Annotated in this window: 15 protein-coding genes; 7 read left to right on the top strand and 8 right to left on the bottom strand. The window is 66.3% G+C overall.

The window, feature by feature from the left end:
- A partial coding sequence (locus Q0O97_RS08120) for a hypothetical protein (RefSeq protein WP_294927155.1) occupies window positions 1–180 on the bottom strand: 180 nt, incomplete at its 3' end.
- Window positions 181–348: 168 nt separating this feature from the next.
- Window positions 349–2,019, bottom strand: a complete 1,671-nt coding sequence (locus Q0O97_RS08125) for an NAD+ synthase (protein WP_294927158.1) — start codon at window positions 2,017–2,019, stop codon at window positions 349–351.
- A 127-nt stretch (window positions 2,020–2,146) separates the two neighbouring features.
- On the opposite strand from Q0O97_RS08125, the gene Q0O97_RS08130 reads away from it, so the two are divergent.
- The gene (locus Q0O97_RS08130) at window positions 2,147–3,607 is read left to right on the top strand and encodes a 2-isopropylmalate synthase (RefSeq protein WP_294927161.1); all 1,461 of its coding nucleotides are present in this window, start codon (window positions 2,147–2,149) and stop codon (window positions 3,605–3,607) included.
- A 93-nt stretch (window positions 3,608–3,700) separates the two neighbouring features.
- Here the strand turns inward: Q0O97_RS08130 and Q0O97_RS08135 are convergent, their stop codons facing one another.
- From Q0O97_RS08135 to Q0O97_RS08145, 3 genes are read right to left on the bottom strand one after another with little or no spacing between them, the layout of a single operon-like run.
- The gene (locus Q0O97_RS08135; RefSeq protein WP_294927327.1) at window positions 3,701–4,558 is read right to left on the bottom strand and encodes a carbon-nitrogen hydrolase family protein; all 858 of its coding nucleotides are present in this window, start codon (window positions 4,556–4,558) and stop codon (window positions 3,701–3,703) included.
- Between the two features lie 5 nt (window positions 4,559–4,563).
- Window positions 4,564–5,145: a GNAT family N-acetyltransferase gene (locus tag Q0O97_RS08140; protein WP_294927164.1), complete on the bottom strand. Its 582-nt coding sequence runs from the start codon at window positions 5,143–5,145 to the stop codon at window positions 4,564–4,566.
- Window positions 5,142–5,543 carry a ketosteroid isomerase-related protein gene (locus Q0O97_RS08145; RefSeq protein ID WP_294927167.1) on the bottom strand — a complete coding sequence of 134 codons (402 nt, stop codon included), beginning with the start codon at window positions 5,541–5,543 and terminating at the stop codon, window positions 5,142–5,144. Before Q0O97_RS08145 ends, Q0O97_RS08140 begins: the two co-directional genes overlap by 4 nt.
- 150 nt (window positions 5,544–5,693) lie before the next feature.
- Between Q0O97_RS08145 and Q0O97_RS08150 the strand changes: the two genes are divergently transcribed.
- The gene (locus Q0O97_RS08150; RefSeq protein ID WP_294927171.1) at window positions 5,694–7,088 is read left to right on the top strand and encodes a phosphomannomutase; all 1,395 of its coding nucleotides are present in this window, start codon (window positions 5,694–5,696) and stop codon (window positions 7,086–7,088) included.
- Here the strand turns inward: Q0O97_RS08150 and Q0O97_RS08155 are convergent.
- On the bottom strand, window positions 7,063–7,776 hold the full coding sequence (locus tag Q0O97_RS08155) for an ABC transporter ATP-binding protein (RefSeq protein ID WP_294927174.1): 714 nt from the start codon (window positions 7,774–7,776) through the stop codon (window positions 7,063–7,065). The genes Q0O97_RS08150 and Q0O97_RS08155 overlap by 26 nt on opposite strands.
- A gap of 6 nt (window positions 7,777–7,782) precedes the next feature.
- Window positions 7,783–9,219 carry a capsule biosynthesis protein gene (locus tag Q0O97_RS08160; protein WP_294927177.1) on the bottom strand — a complete coding sequence of 479 codons (1,437 nt, stop codon included), beginning with the start codon at window positions 9,217–9,219 and terminating at the stop codon, window positions 7,783–7,785.
- A 622-nt stretch (window positions 9,220–9,841) separates the two neighbouring features.
- Between Q0O97_RS08160 and Q0O97_RS08165 the strand changes: the two genes are divergently transcribed.
- The gene (locus Q0O97_RS08165) at window positions 9,842–10,594 is read left to right on the top strand and encodes an ABC transporter permease (RefSeq protein WP_294927330.1); all 753 of its coding nucleotides are present in this window, start codon (window positions 9,842–9,844) and stop codon (window positions 10,592–10,594) included.
- Here the strand turns inward: Q0O97_RS08165 and Q0O97_RS08170 are convergent.
- Window positions 10,591–13,320 (bottom strand): calcium-binding protein, encoded by a 2,730-nt coding sequence (locus Q0O97_RS08170; RefSeq protein ID WP_294927180.1) that lies wholly within the window; start codon window positions 13,318–13,320, stop codon window positions 10,591–10,593. The genes Q0O97_RS08165 and Q0O97_RS08170 overlap by 4 nt on opposite strands.
- A gap of 185 nt (window positions 13,321–13,505) precedes the next feature.
- Here Q0O97_RS08170 and rfbC point away from each other — a divergent pair, with 185 nt between their 5' ends.
- Genes rfbC through rfbA form a run of 4 tightly spaced genes read left to right on the top strand, consistent with a single transcriptional unit; the run spans window position 13,506 to window position 16,835 of the window.
- Window positions 13,506–14,069: a dTDP-4-dehydrorhamnose 3,5-epimerase gene (gene rfbC / locus Q0O97_RS08175; RefSeq protein ID WP_294927183.1), complete on the top strand. Its 564-nt coding sequence runs from the start codon at window positions 13,506–13,508 to the stop codon at window positions 14,067–14,069.
- Window positions 14,066–15,103 (top strand): dTDP-glucose 4,6-dehydratase, encoded by a 1,038-nt coding sequence (gene rfbB / locus Q0O97_RS08180; RefSeq protein ID WP_294927186.1) that lies wholly within the window; start codon window positions 14,066–14,068, stop codon window positions 15,101–15,103. Before rfbC ends, rfbB begins: the two co-directional genes overlap by 4 nt.
- Window positions 15,100–15,951, top strand: coding sequence for a dTDP-4-dehydrorhamnose reductase (gene rfbD / locus Q0O97_RS08185; RefSeq protein ID WP_294927189.1), 852 nt, complete (start codon window positions 15,100–15,102; stop codon window positions 15,949–15,951). The genes rfbB and rfbD overlap by 4 nt, the downstream gene beginning before the upstream one ends.
- Window positions 15,948–16,835: a glucose-1-phosphate thymidylyltransferase RfbA gene (gene rfbA / locus Q0O97_RS08190; RefSeq protein WP_294927192.1), complete on the top strand. Its 888-nt coding sequence runs from the start codon at window positions 15,948–15,950 to the stop codon at window positions 16,833–16,835. Before rfbD ends, rfbA begins: the two co-directional genes overlap by 4 nt.
- The last annotated feature ends 24 nt before the right edge of the window (window positions 16,836–16,859 follow it).

Here is a 16,859-nt window from a genome sequence, read left to right on the forward strand (position 1 = left end):
TCTCGTCTCGTCTCGTCTCGTCTCGTCTCGTCTCGTCTCGTCTCGTCTCGTCTCGCGCTGGGCGATCAGGATGGAGAACAGGATGATGGCTGCGATCACCGTCAGGACATAGACGACGAAGGATTGAAGCAGCGTCGCACCTGCCAGCAGGGCAGCGACCCCGGCAATCAGACCAAACATGAAACTAGCCAACGAGATGGGCATACCAAGGCCACCTTTTACGATTCCGATATCCCCTGATACAATCTTAGGCAGAGAAAACAAACGGTTTACCTCTTTTGATCAGGGGGCCGGGGAAATATCCGCGGGTCGGCCCCGCGAACCTGACCCCCGAACCTGACCCCCGAATTAGCCCCCGTCGCGCCAGCGGTTGACCATCGGATAGCGCCGGTCCAGCCAGAAGGCGCGGGACGAGATGCGCGGTCCCGGCGCGGCCTGGTGGCGCTTCCATTCGCTGCCCATCAGCAGCGCCTGCACGCGGCGCAGGGTGTCGGGGTCGTGGCCCTCGGCGATCAGGTCGCGGACGGACAGGTCGCGCTCGATGAAACCGTCGAGGATGGTGTCCAGCACATCATAAGGGGGCAGGCTGTCCTGGTCGGTCTGGTCGGGGCGCAGCTCGGCCGAGGGGGGCTTGGTGATGACCCTGGGCGGGATGACTTCGCCCTCGGGGCCGCGCATCCAGTCGCGGTGATTGGCGTTGCGCCAGCGGCAGGTCTGGAACACGCGGGTCTTGTAGAGGTCCTTGATCGGATTGTAGCCGCCCGCCATGTCGCCGTAGATCGTGGCATAGCCCACGGCGACCTCGGACTTGTTGCCGGTGGTCAGCAGCAATTCCCCGAACTTGTTGGAAATCGCCATCAGCATCACGCCGCGCATGCGGGACTGGATGTTTTCCTCGGTGATGTCGGGGGTCGTGCCCTCCATCAGATGGGCCAGCGCATCGGTCACGGTGCGGCGCGGGCCTTCGATGCCGACGCTGTCCAGCCGGGCGCCAAGGCGGGCCGCGCAATCGGCGGCATCCTCAAGGCTGTGTTCGGACGTGTATTCGCTGGGCAGCATCACGCAACGCACGTTTTCCGGCCCGATGGCGTCGCAGGCGATGGTGGCGACCAGTGCCGAATCTATCCCGCCGGACATGCCCAGGACCACCTTGCCAAAGCCGGACTTGCGCATGTAGTCGGCCAGCCCAAGGGTCATGGCGCGATAATCCTGTTCCCATTCGTCGGGCTGCGGGTCCATCGGGCCGGGCAGGGCGCGCCAGCCGTCGGGACCGGCGTGGAAATCGACCTCGACCAGCGTCTCGTCGAAGGGGGCAAGCTGCGCCACCTTCTCCGCGCCGCCTTTCGCGCCGGGGTTCAGCACGAAGCTGGCCCCGTCGAAAAGCTGGTCGTCCTGCCCGCCGACCGCGTTCAGGTAGACCAGCGGCAGGCCGGTTTCGACCACGCGGGCGACCATATGGCCCATGCGCTGGTCCAGCTTGCCGCGGTGATAGGGGCTGCCGTTGGGCACCAGCAGGATCTGGGCGCCGGTCTCGGCCAGCGTCTCGGACACCTCGGGGGACCAGGCGTCTTCGCAGATGGGGCTGCCGATGCGCAGGGGGCCGATGCGCCAGGGACCGCTGATCGGGCCTGCGTCGAACAGGCGCATTTCGTCGAAGACCTCTTTATACGGCAGGTTGTGCTTGAGGATGCGCGCCACGACCTGCCCGCCCTGCAAGACGAACCAGGCGTTGTAAAGCCGCCCGCCCTCGCGCCAGGGACCGCCGATGCCGATGGCGGGACCGTCGGCGCAGTCACGGGCCAGCGCCTCGATCCGGGCGATGGCGTCGTCGGTGAAGGCGCGTTTCAGCACCAGGTCCTGCGGCTGGTATCCGGTGATGAACATTTCCGGCAGCACCAGCAGGTCGGACCCGGCGGCCTTGGCGTGATCCCATGCCGCGCGGGCCTTGGCCGCGTTTGCGTCCAGATCGCCCACGGTCGGGTTGAGCTGGCCCAATGTCATGCGGAATCTGTCGCTCATCTGGGGTCCCCCGGTCATTTCGCCGTTCTTGATAGGCGAGCCGCCGGAAAAGGAAAAGTCGGCCTTTGCGCGATGACCCGCTTTGCGATAGACCGGCTTGAAACAAGGGCAGAGCAAAGGCGGGTCCATGTCACTCGGCGCCAGAAAAGCGGCAATCCTTGCGGCCATGCTGTGCATGGGCGGTGCGACCGGCGCGGCGGCCCAGGCGGTCATCACCAAGCAATACGATGACGGCGCGGTCTATGAGGGAACTTTCCGCAACGGCAAGCAACACGGGCGCGGCACCTATACGCTGCCCAACGGCTATTCCTATAGCGGCGACTGGGTCGAGGGGCAGATCCTTGGCCAAGGCACGGCCAGTTTCCCCAATGGCGCGGTCTACGAGGGCGCCTTTGCCGAGGGCAAGCCGCACGGGCAGGGCAAGATCGCCTATGCCGACGGCGGCAGCTACGAAGGTGAATGGCAGGCGGGCGAGATCACCGGGCAGGGCGTGGCGCGTTACGCCAACGGTTCGGTCTACGAAGGCGGGTTCCGCAACGCGCTGCACCACGGCAAGGGCGTGCTGACGCAAGCCGACGGCTATCGCTATGACGGCGACTGGGTCGATGGCGTGAAAGAGGGCAAGGGCCGTATCGCCTATCCCGACGGCGCGGTCTACGAGGGCGACATGCTGGCCAACCAGCGCGCCGGGCAGGGCAAGCTGACGATGCCCGACGGGCTGGCCTATGAAGGCGGCTGGTCCGCCGGGCAGCCGCAGGGCGAGGGGCGGCTGGTCCAGCCCTCGGGCGACGTCTACGAGGGGCGCATGGCCAACGGCAAGCGCGAGGGGCAGGGCATCGCCACCTATCGCAACGGCGACCGATACGAGGGCGGCTTTCGCAACGACCGCCGCGACGGGCAGGGGGTGCTGACCGGCGCGGATGGCTCGGTCCATGACGGCGCATGGGTCCAGGGCCGGATGGAGGGCGCTGGCCGCATCACCTATCCCGACGGCGCGGTCTACGAAGGCGCGCTGGCCGCCGACAAGCCGCACGGGCAGGGCCGGATCACCTATGCCGACGGCTCGACCTACGAAGGCGAATGGGCCGAGGGCGAGATCACCGGGCAGGGCGTCGCGCGCTATGCCAACGGGCTGGTCTATGAGGGCGGTTTCCAGAACGCGCGCAACCACGGGCAGGGCCGCATGGTCTATCCCGACGGCTATGTCTACAACGGCGCATGGCGCGAGGGGCAGCGCCACGGGCAGGGGCAGGCGACCTATGCCGATGGCACGACCTATGACGGCAGCTTCGTCAACGGCTTGCGCGAGGGGCGCGGGCGGCTGATCACGCCGCGCGGTTTTCGCTATGAAGGCGATTGGAAGGCGGGCGAGATCGACGGAGAGGGCACCGCGACCTATGCCAACGGCGACAGCTACACCGGCAGTTTCGTCGCCGGCAAGCGGCAGGGCAACGGGACCATGCGCTATGCCACCGGGCAAGTGGCGGCGGGCGAATGGGACGACAACCGCCTGGCCCGGCCCGATGCGCAGGGGGACGAGCGGGCCGCCCCGCCCGAGGCTGCCGTTCCTGACGAGCCCGCGCAGTAACCCATTGACTGGCAAAGGAAATGTCTCAGGCCTGCGCGGTGGCGGAAAACTGGCGCATTCCGGGCGTGCAGGCGAGGCTCGTTCAGCAGCCCCTCAATCCAGCAGCTTGCAGGCGGCGCTTTCGGGCCAATGGGCAAAGGGCAGGACGGCGCCCTTGCTGCGGCTGCGGGCGATGCGGCGCAGGTTGATCTCGGCCTTGACCCAGCCGGGCTGGTCCATTTCGCCCATCGCGATGATGCCGGTTTCGGGCCATAGCCCGTCGGGCGGGCCGTAGATCGCCGCCGCGCCGCGGTTCTCGTCGATCGCCGGGTTCCAGGCGACATCGCCCACGGTCGGCGAATGGACCACGACGCATTGGCTTTCCAGCGCCCGCGCCATCGCGCCGATGCGTACGCGCATGTAACCCGCCACGGTATCGGTGCAGGACGGCACCAGCAGGATTTCGGCCCCCGCCTGCGCGACCTCGCGCGCCAGCAGGGGAAACTCGCTGTCATAGCAGATCAGCACCGCCAGCCGCCCCACCGGGGTGTCGAAGACGCGCAGGCCCGGCGCGGCGGCGACGTGCCAATCCTCGCGCTCGAACCGGGTCATGACCTGCTTGTCCTGGTGGCCGATCCGCCCCTTGGGACCGAACAGCACCGCGCAGTTGAAGGGGCGCGCGCCCTGAAACACCGGACCCGAGGCGGCAAGGATATGCACACCGTGCCTGCGCGCCAGTTCAATATGCAGCGCATCGCGGGCCTGTTCGTGGCGCGCGACCTCGTGCAGCGAGCGTTCCAGATCGCCCGCAACCTCCGGCCCGCCAAGCGAGGCAAGCTCCATCCCGCCGTATTCGGGAAAGACCAGCAGGTCGCAATCGGATGCCTCTTCGACCCATTGCGTCACTTTCGCGGCGTAATCGGCGAAGCTGCCCAGCCAGCCGATGGGATAGGCGGCGGCGGCGATGCGGATCTTGCTCATAGCTCTTTCATCCAGAATTGCAGCGGCTTGCGGGTGGATTCGGCCTGGCCGATGTCGGGCCATGCGAATTCCGCGATCACGCCGGGCAGGGGCGCATAGCCGCGCTTGCGCCAGAATCCGTCCAGCGGGCGATAGGTTTCGGGCCGGGCCGGGTGGCCATCGGGCCGGATCACGCTGGCGAATGCGCTGTAGCACCGGCCAAGCGCGCGGGCGTGATTCTCGCGCCCGTCGAAGAAGTCGTGGCCCAGGCCCTTGCCGCGATATTCGGGCAGCAGCACCGATTCGGCACAATAGAAGATCTGGTCCAGCGGCTCGGGCCGCCCGGCGAAGGCGGCGGCGAAATCACCCGCATGATCCTCCATCGGGGCGCCGGTCGCGGCACCGATCATGCGCGCCCCGTCATAGGCCGCGACGACCACGGCGCCGGGCGACTGGTAGGCGCGCAGATAGCCGCGCTCATATTCCGGGTCGCCTTCGTAGAGATAGGGCCATTCGCGAAACACCGCGATCCGCAGGCGGGCCAGGTCGTCCAGCACCGCGCCCACCGCATCCCCCGTCAGAACCCGCGTTTCGGTCATCCGACGACCTGCCGCGTCCATTCGGCAAGGTTGTAATAGGTCGTGACCCGCGCGATCTTGCCGTCCCGAATGTCGAAAAACGCCCCGGCGGGCAGGCGATAGGTCTGGCCCTGTGCGTGGGGCAGCCCCTCGTCCGTCTTCAGATAGGTGCCGTTCACGACGAACTCGGCCGCGGCACGGTCGCCGGCCTGGTTGGCGAAGATCACCATGTCGGTCAGGTTCTCGCGATAGGTGTCGGTCATATGGGCGTTGAACCGGGCGAACAGTTCCTTGCCCTTGCGCACCGGCCCTTCGTTGACATGATGTTCGACGTCATCGGCCAGCATCGCCAGCATGTCGTCGGTGCGGCCTTCGTTGAAAGCCTGGTAATAGGCGGTGATGAGGTCCTGGGCGTGCATCCGGCTTTCTCCCTGTCAGGTCTGGACATGGTTTAACCCAAGCCGCGCAGGCGGTCATCTGCGCCTTTTGGCTGAAGACGGTTGAGGCTTGGCATGTCCCCGCGTTTCGGGCGAAAAACGGGCATTCACGGTTTCAGGGGATATGGTTGGATGGTTGACGATTGCAAGGCGCGCCGGATCGATTGCTTCAAGGCCTATGACGTGCGCGGACGTCTTGGGACCGAGCTGGACGAGGATATCGCCTGGCGTATCGGCCGCGCCTTTGCGCAGGCCCGGCAGGCGCGGCAGGTGATCGTGGGGCGCGACAGCCGCGAAACCTCGCCCGCGCTGGCGGCGGCGCTGATCCGGGGGTTGACCGAAGGCGGCGCGGATGTGCGCGACCTCGGTCTTGCCGGAACCGAAGAGATGTATTTCGCCACCGCCCATTTCGGCGCGGATGGGGGGATCGAGGTCACCGCCTCGCACAACCCCATCGACTATAACGGGATGAAGCTGGTCGGGTCGGGCGCGCGCCCGCTGGACCCGGCGACGGAATTTGCCGAACTGGCCGAACTGGCGCGTTCGGGCCGCTTTGTCCCGGCGGCGCGGCAGGGCACGGCCCGCGATTTCGCACAGGCCCGCGACACCTATGCGGCGGCCCTGGTCGATTTCGTCGATGTGGGCGTGCTGCGCCCGCTCAAGGTGCTGGTGAACGCCGGGAACGGGACCGCAGGCCCGGCTTTCGATGCCATCGCGGACCAGCTTGCGCAGCGCGGCGCGCCGCTGGAGTTCGTCCGCATCAACCACGACCCCGATTCCCGCTTTCCCAACGGCATCCCCAACCCGCTTCTGCCCGAAAACCAGCCGATGACGGCGGATGCCGTGCGCGAACATGGCGCCGACCTGGGCGTGGCCTGGGACGGCGACTTCGACCGTTGCTTCTTCTTCGACGAGACCGGGCGCTTCATCCCCGGCGAATATATCGTGGGCCTGCTGGCCGCCGCCTTCCTTGAAAGATCGCCGGGCGAAAAGATCGTCCACGACCCGCGCGTCGTGTTGAACACGCGCGACGTGATCGCGCGCGCGGGCGGGCAGGCGGTGCAGGCGCGCACCGGCCATGCCTTCCTCAAGAAGGCCATGCGCGAAGAAGGCGCGATCTATGGCGGCGAGATGTCGGCGCACCACTATTTCCGCGACTTCCATTTTGCCGACAGCGGCATGATCCCGTGGCTGCTGGTGGTGGAACTGATCTCGCGCAAGGGGGTGGCGCTGTCGGCCCTGCTGTCGCAACGGATGGCGGCCTTCCCGTCGTCCGGCGAGATCAACTTCCGGCTGGACGACCCCGCCGGTGCGATCGACCGCGTGATCGCCCGCTTTGCCCAGGCGGCGCTGCGGCGCGACGACACCGACGGGATCAGCCTTGAATTCGCGGACTGGCGTTTCAACCTGCGCAGCTCGAACACCGAACCCGTGGTGCGGCTGAACGTCGAATCGCGGGGCGATGCGGCGCTGGTGCGCGACCGCGCCGCCGAAATCGGCGCTATCCTTGCCGCTCCATCCGCCTGAGCGCGCCATGCGCCCGCATCGGGCGTGAGTGGGGGACGTTCATCAGCAATTCGTGATAGGCGATGGCCTGTTCCAGATCGTCGAAGAAGGTCAGCTTGCCGCGGTCCAGCACGACGCCCATGCTGCACATGTTGCGAACCATCCCCATCGAGTGGGTGACGACGATGGCGCCCGACTGGCTCATCCGGTCGGCAAAGACCTGCTGCGATTTCTCGCGGAACTGCGCGTCGCCGACGCTGGTGACCTCATCGACCAGGTAGGTGTCGAACTTGATGCCCATGCTGGTGCCCATCGCCAGCCGCGACCGCATCCCCGACGAATAGGTGCCGAAGGGCTGGTGGTAATGGACGCCAAGCTCGGCGAATTCGGCGACGTAATCGACCAGTTCCCCGGTGTCCACGCCATAGATGCGGGCGATGAAGCGGACGTTCTGCGCCCCGGTCAGGTCCGCGTGAAAGCTGCCCGCAAAGCCCACCGGCCAGGATATCGTCCCGGTCGAGACGATCCGCCCGTGCGAAGGCGTGATCGTCCCGGCGATCATCCGCAGCAGCGTGGACTTGCCCGCCCCGTTGCGGCCAAGCAGCGCGACCGCGCTGCCGGTCGGAAAGACCGCGTTCATGTTGTCCGCGACCAGCGTTTCCTTGCCGTTGCGGCGAAAGATCTTGGTCAGGTTCTCCAGCCGGATCATCGCAGCCTATCCGCGGTCCCTTACGCTGTAATAGACCAGCGTCATGATCGACCAGGCGATCAGCAAAAGCCCCGCCGTCAGGCCCAGAAGGCGCAGCCGGTGGGGCTGGGTCGAGGCCTGCGGCACGCGCGGGTTGATGTGGGCGGCCAGATAGCGCGATTGGCGCTGCGCCTCGGCCAGCGCGCTTTCATAGGCGACGCGGGCGCTGCGATAGGCGCCCTCGGCGAATTCGCGGTCGACCGTCAGCTTTTCGAACTCGGCCACCAGTTGGGCATAGCTTTCGCCGCCCGGACCGTGGCCGTCCTGGCTGAACTTGGCGCGTTCCCGCTCGATCAGCCGTTCCAGCGCGTCGATGCGCTGCTGCGACTGGATCACGCGGTTGTCGGTGGGCGGCGCGTTTTCCATCAGCAGGTCGTGGCTGACCATCTGCTCGGCCAGTTGCGTTTGCAGCCCGGCCAGGACGCCCATCTGCCCGGCCAGGTCGGCCTGCGGATCGACGATCTGCGTATGGATGCGGAAGGCCGTCATCTCCTGCCGGGCGGCGGTCAGTTCGACGCGGGCCTTTTCCAGTTCCTCGCGCGCAAGACGGGTGGCGTCGTCGTGCGCGATCGAGGACAACTCGTTGATCCGGGCCGTGCTTTCGTCAAGGATCGCCTGCGCGATCTGCTGGGCGTCCTGCGGATCGAAGGCCGAGACGTTCAGCGTGATCAGCCCGACGCTGGAATCGTAGATCACGTTGACCTGGCGCTGCCAGTAATCGGTCAGGTCCTCGATCGTGCCTTCGGGGTTGTAGGCAAAGACGAAATCATTGGGCCATTGGCGCGCAAACCGGGTGCGCAGGTCAAGCTGCCGGTCGACCGTCTCGACCATGTCGGTGCTGAGGATATACTGATAAAGGATATCCGTGTCCGAGGCCCCCGCCGCGCTGCCCCCGAAGGCGGCCAGCCCGCCCAGAAGGTCGATGGCGGGCTGCGCATCCTCGTGCCGGACCGAGAATCCGACGGTCGAGACATATTGATCGGTCGCCCGCGCCCAGAGATACCAGGCCGCGATCAGCGTCGGCAGCACGACCATCGCGACGAAGCTGGCCAGCAGGATCCAGTGACGGCGCTGCGGTTGCGCCGCCTGAACCGGCGCCCGGACCGAAGGCGATGCGGGCGGCGCCTTGTCCCCTGCGGGTTGGGGCTTGGCCACGGGCTTGGGCTGCGGGGCCGCGTCGGGCAGGGTGGTTTGCTGCCGGGCGGCAACGGCGCGGGCTTGCAGCGGCTTGGCGGGCTGTTCCTTGACGATGCGCGCGGGACGTTCCCGTTCCGCCGGGGCCGCCCTTCCCGCCGCCCTGGCGCGGCGTCCGGGGGCGTCGGGCTTGGTGGTTTCGGCCTGCGCTGCCTGGGGTTCCGCCGTTTCGGGCTGTGCCGCTTGAGACTGCGGTGCTTGTGCTTTCACCGTTTCGGGCTGTGCCGCCTGTGGCTGCGCTGGCTGGGGTTTCGCCGATTTGGCCTGCGCAGCTTGCGACTGCGATGCTTGTGGTGTCGGCGTCTGTGTCGCCGATGTCGGGGATGTCGATATCTGTGGTGTCGGGGTCTGCGGCTGCGGGGCCTGTGGTGTCGGTGCCCCTGATCCCGAGGCGGACTTCATGGGCCGGGCGGCGAAGGGGCGATTTTCGTCGCCGCCTTTTTCACCTGCGGCCTTTTCACCCGTGGCCGCCGCATTCCCAGCCTTTGCATCCGCGGCTTTTGCATCCCCGCCCTGATCCGGCGTCTGTCCGCCCGGCCTGGTCGCGGGCGTTGCGGGCGCAGCTGTTTCCGGCGTTGCACTGCCCGAGGGGGCTGGCCTTTCGGCCTTGGCATCGGCAGCGCCGGGCTGCGCCTTGACTTGCGGCTTGGCCGGATCGGATTGCTCGGACACGTCGGGGAAGCTTTCGCTGGTTTCTTTACCGGCCAGTTGTTACATATTGCGGCCTACCGACACCAGCCTTTGCGTTCACATGTCCGATACTCCGCAAGACAGCACGCACCATCCTCGGGCGCATTTGCGCGCCCACCAGACGCCCCGGCCCCGTTTCCAGATGGGGCGGATCGTGGTTGCGCTGATGCTGCGGGAAATGGCGACGACCTATGGCAAGTCCGTGGGCGGCTACCTTTGGGCCATCATCGAGCCGGTGCTGGGAATCGCCCTGCTGGCGGTGCTGTTTTCCCTTGCGCTGCGCAGCCCGGCGCTTGGGTCGAACTTTCCGCAGTTCTATGCCTCGGGCCTGCTGCCCTTCCTGATGTATAACGACCTGTCGGGCAAGATCTCGCAGGCGATCCGCTATTCGCGGCCGTTTCTTGCCTATCCAAGCGTCACCTTCATGGATGCGATCATCGCAAGGGCGCTGCTGAACCTGCTGACGCATCTGTGCGTGATCGGGATCGTGCTGACGGGCATCTATACCGTCTTTCAACTGCCGGTCCAGGTCCGGGTGGGCTATGTCATCGACGGGCTGCTGCTGGTGGGGTTGCTGGGGATCGCGGTCGGATCGCTCAACTGCTACCTGATGACCGCCTTTCCTGTCTGGGAACGGATCTGGGCCATCCTGACACGACCGCTTTTCCTGATCTCGGGCCTGTTCTTCACCTTCGAGCAACTGCCGGTGATGGCCCAGAACGTCCTGTGGTATAACCCCCTGATCCATTGCATCGGGCTGGTCAGGCGGGGGCTGTATCCGACCTATGGCGCCGATTACGTCAGCGTCAGCTATGTTCTGGGCATAGCCGTGGTGGTCCTGTTCCTGGGGCTTTTGCTGCTGCTGCGTAACTATCGCCGGCTGATGGAACGCTAAAGCCACAGGTCCGCCCCCGAAACCTGCCCCAGCCCTACAAGGCGCACCGACAGATCGGCCAGCCCGTCCCCGTCCATATCGACGTGCAGGATGGCATCGTTGCCGGCAAGCTCGTACCGGACCTGCCCGGCGGCGCTGAAGCGGTCGGTGCCGATGAAGGCAAGGTCAAACCCGCGCATGTCGATCCGGTCCACCCCGCGGGTGAAATCCGTGATCACATCGGTCGAGCCATCGTAATCGCCCCGCCCGCGGAAATCGAAGACATCGGCGCCCGCACCCCCCGTCAGCGTATCCGCGCCCGGCCCGCCGATCAGCGTGTCGTTTCCCGCGCCGCCGTCCAGCATGTCATGGTCAAGCCCGCCCATCAGAAGATCGTGATCCGCGCCCCCGAAAAGATGGTCGTCGCCCAACCCGCCCAGCAGGGTGTCGTCGCCCGCCTCGCCGTGGAGGGTGTCGTTTCCGGGGCCGCCGTGGGCGTGATCGTTGCCCGGTCCGGCCCGGATCATGTCGTCGTGGCGCGCGCCGAAGATGCTGTCGTCGCCCGCGCCCCCCAGGATCGTGTCATGGCCCTGCCCGCCGTCGATCGTGTCGTTGCCTTCGCCGCCGTCGATAAGGTCGTTGCCCGCGCGGCCCCGGATCAGGTCGTCGCCGCCCTCGCCCAGGATCGTGTCGTTGCCCTGTCCGCCGTCCATCGTGTCGCGCCCGCGCCCGCCTTGCAGGCTGTCGTCGCCGCGCCCGCCCCACAACTCGTTATGGCCGACCAGGGCGATCAGCGTATCGTTGCCGTCGCCGCCATGCAGCACGTCGTTGCCGCCATTGCCGTTCAGCCAGTCGTTTCCATCCTCGCCATGCAGGGTATCGTCGCCCTTTCCGCCCACCAGCCGGTCGTCGCCGGTGCCGCCGAACAGCAGGTCGTTGCCCGCGCCGCCGACCAGCCCATCGTCGCCCGGCCCGCCGTGCAGGGTGTCGTGGCCCGCGCCGCCTTGCAGGCGGTCGTTGCCCTCGCCCCCGAACAGCAGGTCGCTGCCCGCCTCGCCGCGCAGCAGGTCGTCCCCGCGCCCGCCGTGCAGCGTGTCATGGCCGTAGCCGCCATGCAGGATATCGCCAAGCGCCGAGCCGAAGATCACGTCGTCGCCGCCCATGCCGAAGATCAGCCGCAGATCCTCGCTTCCCAGAAGGGTGTCGGCGCGTTGCGTGCCATAGATGGCGTTGTCCTGGAACGAGGCCGGGTAATGCGCATGCGGAAACAGCGCGTCGGTGAATTGCGAGGCCGACAGCGGACGCCCGTCATGCGAAAAGATATCGACCACGGTATTGCCGTAGAATATCTTGATTCCATAGTCTTGGGTCCGAAATATCAGTTGCGCGGTGCTGCGGATCATGCCCAGGTTGGTGAAATCCAGCCGGTCCACGCCATGTTCGTAGTCGCGGATCGCGATGCGGCCCGAAACCGCGCTGACGACGAAGGTATCGGCCCCCGCCCCGCCGGTCAGCGCGACGGATTCATTGCCCGCGATCAGGATATCGTCACCCGCGCCGCCGTGAATGGCCAGTGTGCCCTTGCCCGCCTTCAGCATGTCGTTGCCCGCCGTGCCACTGACATGGCCCGCCCCGACCGTTGCCGTGCGCCCGATGGTGCCGGGGTCCAGGCTGAACTGGGTGATGCCCGGCTCGGTCTTCGAGGTGACGAAGAGGGCGATCTTGCCGCCGATCAGCTCGGCCCGGATCGCGCCGACGTCGGCCAGCGACCAGCCGTCGCGGTCCGCCAGCGTGGCCAGGTGCAAAAGCACGCCCCCCGGCATGAGGGTAAAGACCGATATCCCGTCGTCGCTGCCGCCCACGAAGACGAAGGCGCGCCCGTCCACCATCACGCTGTCCATCGCCGTCGCGCCCGCAAACCGGGTGGTGCGTTCGTCGATGACATGGTCCAGCGGCATGATGCTGCCGTTCTGCGCAAGGCGCATCGTCGTCAGCGACGAGCTTTCCCCCGAGGCGACGACCAGGTAGGTCACGCCCGCGACCGTCACCGCCGTCACCATCGTGGGCGCGTTCAGCCCGACGCCAAGGTCCGAACTGATCGTGCGCGCGATTCCCAGCGAGCCGTCGGGGTTGATTCGCTGCACGATCACCGCATTTCCAAGCGCGGATACCGAAACCATGAACTGCGCCGGGCCGACCGGGACCACCATCATGGCATCGATTTCGGACCCCCGCGGCAATCCGCCCAAGGGGATGTGAAAATCGGTGACATGGGTCAGCCCGCGATCGGGTGTCACCGACCAGATGTCATATCCCGCCACACCGTCGCGCGCCGTGTAGACGAAGCTGCCGCCGACGGTCGAGAACTGGCCGATCTCGATCACGTCACCGGGCAAGGCCCCGTTCTGAAAGGTGAAACCTGCACCGAAACTGCCGTCGGGGTGCAGCATTGCCCCTTGCGAGACCCCCGGTCGAAGGCCGGTTTCCATCACGATCTGCTGGCCGCCGATTTCCAGAACCTCGACCTTCGGCGTGTCCAGATAGCCCGCCTGCGGCCCGTGGGGACGGCCGGCGAGGAAGCGGATCGGCTGATCCGCGCCTGTCACCGCATAGGAACCGATCCCCCCGCCGTGATGTGTCACGCTATAAAGCCGCCAGCCCGCATCGCCGTGCGCGATGGCCAGGCCGGCGATCCCGACCGTATACGGCCCTTCCGCCATATAGGTTGCAACATGCCGAAATTGCACGACTTTCCCCTGTCCGCTTGCTGTTCACGCCGGTCCTGTCCAGCTAAACGGCAGAGTTCTTAATTTTGCCTATACGGCGAGCGGCCCTTTCCGTAGCATTTTATACGCATTTTGGTGCGACCTTGTTTTTCCGGCCCCGCTCGGCCTATAGCGAAGGGCCTCAACCGGACAAAAACGGGTAGAAAATGCAGATCGAAAAAACGGCCCTCGAAGGCGTCTTCGTCATCACGCCAAAGCGTCACGGAGACGAGCGCGGGTTCTTTTCCGAAAGCTGGAACCGCAAGACCTTGCAGGACGCAGGGCTGACGCTGCCAGAGTTTGTTCAAGATAATCATTCTTTTTCTGTTGCAATCAATACCTTGCGCGGGCTTCATTTCCAGTCCCCGCCCCATGCGCAGGGCAAGCTGGTCAGGTGTTCGCGCGGGCGGCTGTTCGACGTCGCCGTCGATATCCGCAAGGGCAGCCCGACCTATGGCCACTGGGTGGGCGAGGAACTGTCCTTCGACAACGGCCGCCAGCTATGGATTCCGGCGGGTTTCCTGCACGGCTTCGTCACGCGCGAGGCCGAGACGGAAATCAATTACAAATGTAGCGATCATTATGCACCCGACTGCGACGGCGGCGTCGCCTGGGACAGCGTAGGCATCGAGTGGGGCCTGACGGGCGCGCCGGTCCTGTCCGCCAAGGACGCCGGGGCGGTCGCGCTGGCCGATTTCGACAGCCCGTTCATCTACGGAGAGAACGCATGAAAATCCTCATCACCGGGGGCGCGGGTTTCATCGGCTCGGCCGTGGTGCGGCTGGCGGTCGCGCGCGGGCATGAGGTCGTCAACCTCGACGCGCTGACCTATGCCGCCAACCTCGAAAACGTGGCCGAGGCTGCGAAAAGCGACCGCTATGCCTTCGAGCAGGTCGATATCCGCGACCGCGCCGCGCTGGAGCGGGTGTTCGACACCCATCAGCCCGACGCCGTGATGCATCTGGCGGCGGAAAGCCATGTCGATCGCTCGATCGACGGGCCGGGCGAATTCATCGAGACGAACATCAACGGCACCTACAACATGCTCGAGGCCGCACGCAGCCATTGGGCGCGGCAGGGCAGGCCCGAGGGGTTCCGTTTTCATCACATCTCGACCGACGAAGTCTATGGCAGCCTGGGCGAAACCGGGCAGTTCACCGAAACCACGCCCTACGACCCGCGCAGCCCCTATTCGGCCAGCAAGGCGGCCAGCGACCACCTGGTGCGCGCCTGGCACGAAACCTATGGGTTGCCGGTCGTGCTGACGAATTGCTCGAACAATTACGGGCCGTATCACTTCCCCGAAAAGCTGGTGCCGGTTGTGATCCTGAACGCGCTGCATGGCCGGGACATCCCCGTCTATGGCGATGGCGGCAACGTCCGCGACTGGCTTTATGTCGAGGATCACGCCGATGCCCTGCTGCTGGTGCTGGAAAAAGGGCAGGTGGGCCGCAGCTACAACATCGGCGGCGAGAACGAGGCGAAGAACATCGACCTCGTCCGCACGATCTGCGCCGAGATGGACCGGCTGCGCCCCGATGCCGCGCCCCATGACCGGCTGATCCGCTTCGTCACCGACCGCCCCGGCCACGACCGCCGCTATGCCATCGACCCGACGCGCATCCGCACCGAACTGGGCTGGCGCCCCTCGGTCACGGTCGAGGAGGGGCTGAAGCGCACCGTGGAATGGTATCTGGACAATGAAGACTGGTGGCGCCCGCTGCTGAGCCGGCAGGGCGTGGGCGAAAGGTTGGGCAAGGCATGACCGGGCTGCTGATCTTCGGTAAAACTGGGCAGGTTGCTACTGAACTGTTTCGTATCGTTCCTGACGCGCGCTTCCTGTCGCGCAATGATGCCGACCTGACCGACCCTGCTGCCTGCGCCGCCGCCGTCCGCAGTGGCGACTGGTCGGGCGTCATCAACGCCGCCGCCTATACCGCCGTGGACAAGGCGGAAGGCGACGAGGAAACGGCCCGCGCGGTCAATGCGCTGGCCCCCGGCGCGATTGCGCGGGCCGCCGCGGAAAAGGGGATTCCCTTCCTGCATATCTCGACCGATTACGTCTTTGAAGGCTCGGGCACCCGCCCCTGGGCCGAGGATGATCCGACCGGCCCCCTGGGCGCCTATGGCCGCACCAAGCTGGAGGGCGAACGGGCCATCGCCGCGGCAGGCGGCCAGTTCGCGATCCTGCGCACGGCATGGGTCTTTTCGGCGCATGGGGCGAATTTCGTCAAGACCATGCTGCGCCTTGGCGCCGAGCGGAACGAATTGCGCGTGGTCGCCGACCAGCACGGCGGGCCGACCCCGGCGGCGGATATCGCGCGCGCCTGCCTGACCATGATCGGCGCGATGCAGGCGGATGGGACGAAGGGCGGCATCTACCATTTCTCGGGCCAGCCGGACGTCACCTGGGCCGATTTCGCCACCGGGATCATGGCACAGGCGGGCCTGTCCTGCCGCGTGACCGGCATCCCGACCGCCGAATACCCGACCCCGGCGCGGCGCCCCGCGAATTCGCGGCTGGATTGCGCCCGGATCGCGCGGGATTTCGGCATCCCGCGACCCGATTGGCAGGCGGGATTGGACAAGGTTTTGAAGGAATTGAATAAATGAGCGACATCGGCAAACCCGCTCGCAAGGGCATCATTCTGGCTGGCGGCTCGGGCACGCGGCTTTACCCGATCACGATGGGCGTGTCCAAGCAGCTTCTGCCCGTCTACGACAAGCCGATGATCTACTACCCGATCTCGGTCCTGATGCTGTCGGGCATCCGCGAGATTGCCGTGATCACCACCCCCGAGGATCAGCTTCAGTTCCAGCGCCTGCTTGGCGACGGCTCGCAATGGGGGGTCCGGTTCGAATGGATCGTCCAGCCGCGCCCCGAGGGGCTGGCGCAGGCCTATATCCTGGCCGAGGATTTCCTGGCCGGGGCGCCTTCGGCGATGGTGTTGGGCGACAACATCTTTTTCGGGCACGGGCTGCCGCAACTGCTGCAATCCGCCGACCGGCGCGCTGCGGGCGGGACGGTTTTCGGCTATCGGGTGGCGGACCCGGAACGGTATGGGGTCGTGGCCTTCGACGACCAGGGACGGGCCAGTTCGATCATCGAAAAACCCAGTCAGCCGCCGTCGGACTATGCGGTGACAGGCCTGTATTTCCTGGACGAAACCGCACCAAAGCGGGCGCGTTCCGTCAAGCCTTCGGACCGCGGAGAGCTGGAGATCACGACCCTGCTGGAAACCTACCTGCACGAGGGCAGCCTGACGGTCGAGCGCATGGGCCGCGGCTATGCCTGGCTGGACACGGGCACGCATGGCAGCCTGCTGGATGCGGGAAATTTCGTGCGCACGCTGGAACGTCGGCAGGGGTTGCAGACCGGCTGCCCCGATGAGATCGCCTTCGATCTTGGCTGGATCGACGCCGAAGCGCTGCGCGAACGCGCCCGCCGGTTTGCCAAGAACGATTACGGCAAATACCTGGCGCGCCTGATTTCCTAGGAGCGCATCCACGGCCTCGCGGAA

Source organism: uncultured Paracoccus sp. (assembly GCF_945915435.1).
GTDB lineage: Bacteria > Pseudomonadota > Alphaproteobacteria > Rhodobacterales > Rhodobacteraceae > Paracoccus.

What these genes read in the sequence shown, in the direction of transcription:
- Q0O97_RS08125 (WP_294927158.1), bottom strand. Translation starts at nt 2,019, where the DNA reads ATGAGCGACAGATTCCGCATGACATTGGGCCAGCTCAACCCGACCGTG.
- Q0O97_RS08130 (WP_294927161.1), top strand. Translation starts at nt 2,147, where the DNA reads ATGTCACTCGGCGCCAGAAAAGCGGCAATCCTTGCGGCCATGCTGTGC.
- Q0O97_RS08140 (WP_294927164.1), bottom strand. Translation starts at nt 5,145, where the DNA reads ATGACCGAAACGCGGGTTCTGACGGGGGATGCGGTGGGCGCGGTGCTG.
- Q0O97_RS08145 (WP_294927167.1), bottom strand. Translation starts at nt 5,543, where the DNA reads ATGCACGCCCAGGACCTCATCACCGCCTATTACCAGGCTTTCAACGAA.
- Q0O97_RS08150 (WP_294927171.1), top strand. Translation starts at nt 5,694, where the DNA reads ATGGTTGACGATTGCAAGGCGCGCCGGATCGATTGCTTCAAGGCCTAT.
- Q0O97_RS08155 (WP_294927174.1), bottom strand. Translation starts at nt 7,776, where the DNA reads ATGATCCGGCTGGAGAACCTGACCAAGATCTTTCGCCGCAACGGCAAG.
- Q0O97_RS08165 (WP_294927330.1), top strand. Translation starts at nt 9,842, where the DNA reads ATGGGGCGGATCGTGGTTGCGCTGATGCTGCGGGAAATGGCGACGACC.
- rfbC (WP_294927183.1), top strand. Translation starts at nt 13,506, where the DNA reads ATGCAGATCGAAAAAACGGCCCTCGAAGGCGTCTTCGTCATCACGCCA.
- rfbB (WP_294927186.1), top strand. Translation starts at nt 14,066, where the DNA reads ATGAAAATCCTCATCACCGGGGGCGCGGGTTTCATCGGCTCGGCCGTG.
- rfbD (WP_294927189.1), top strand. Translation starts at nt 15,100, where the DNA reads ATGACCGGGCTGCTGATCTTCGGTAAAACTGGGCAGGTTGCTACTGAA.
- rfbA (WP_294927192.1), top strand. Translation starts at nt 15,948, where the DNA reads ATGAGCGACATCGGCAAACCCGCTCGCAAGGGCATCATTCTGGCTGGC.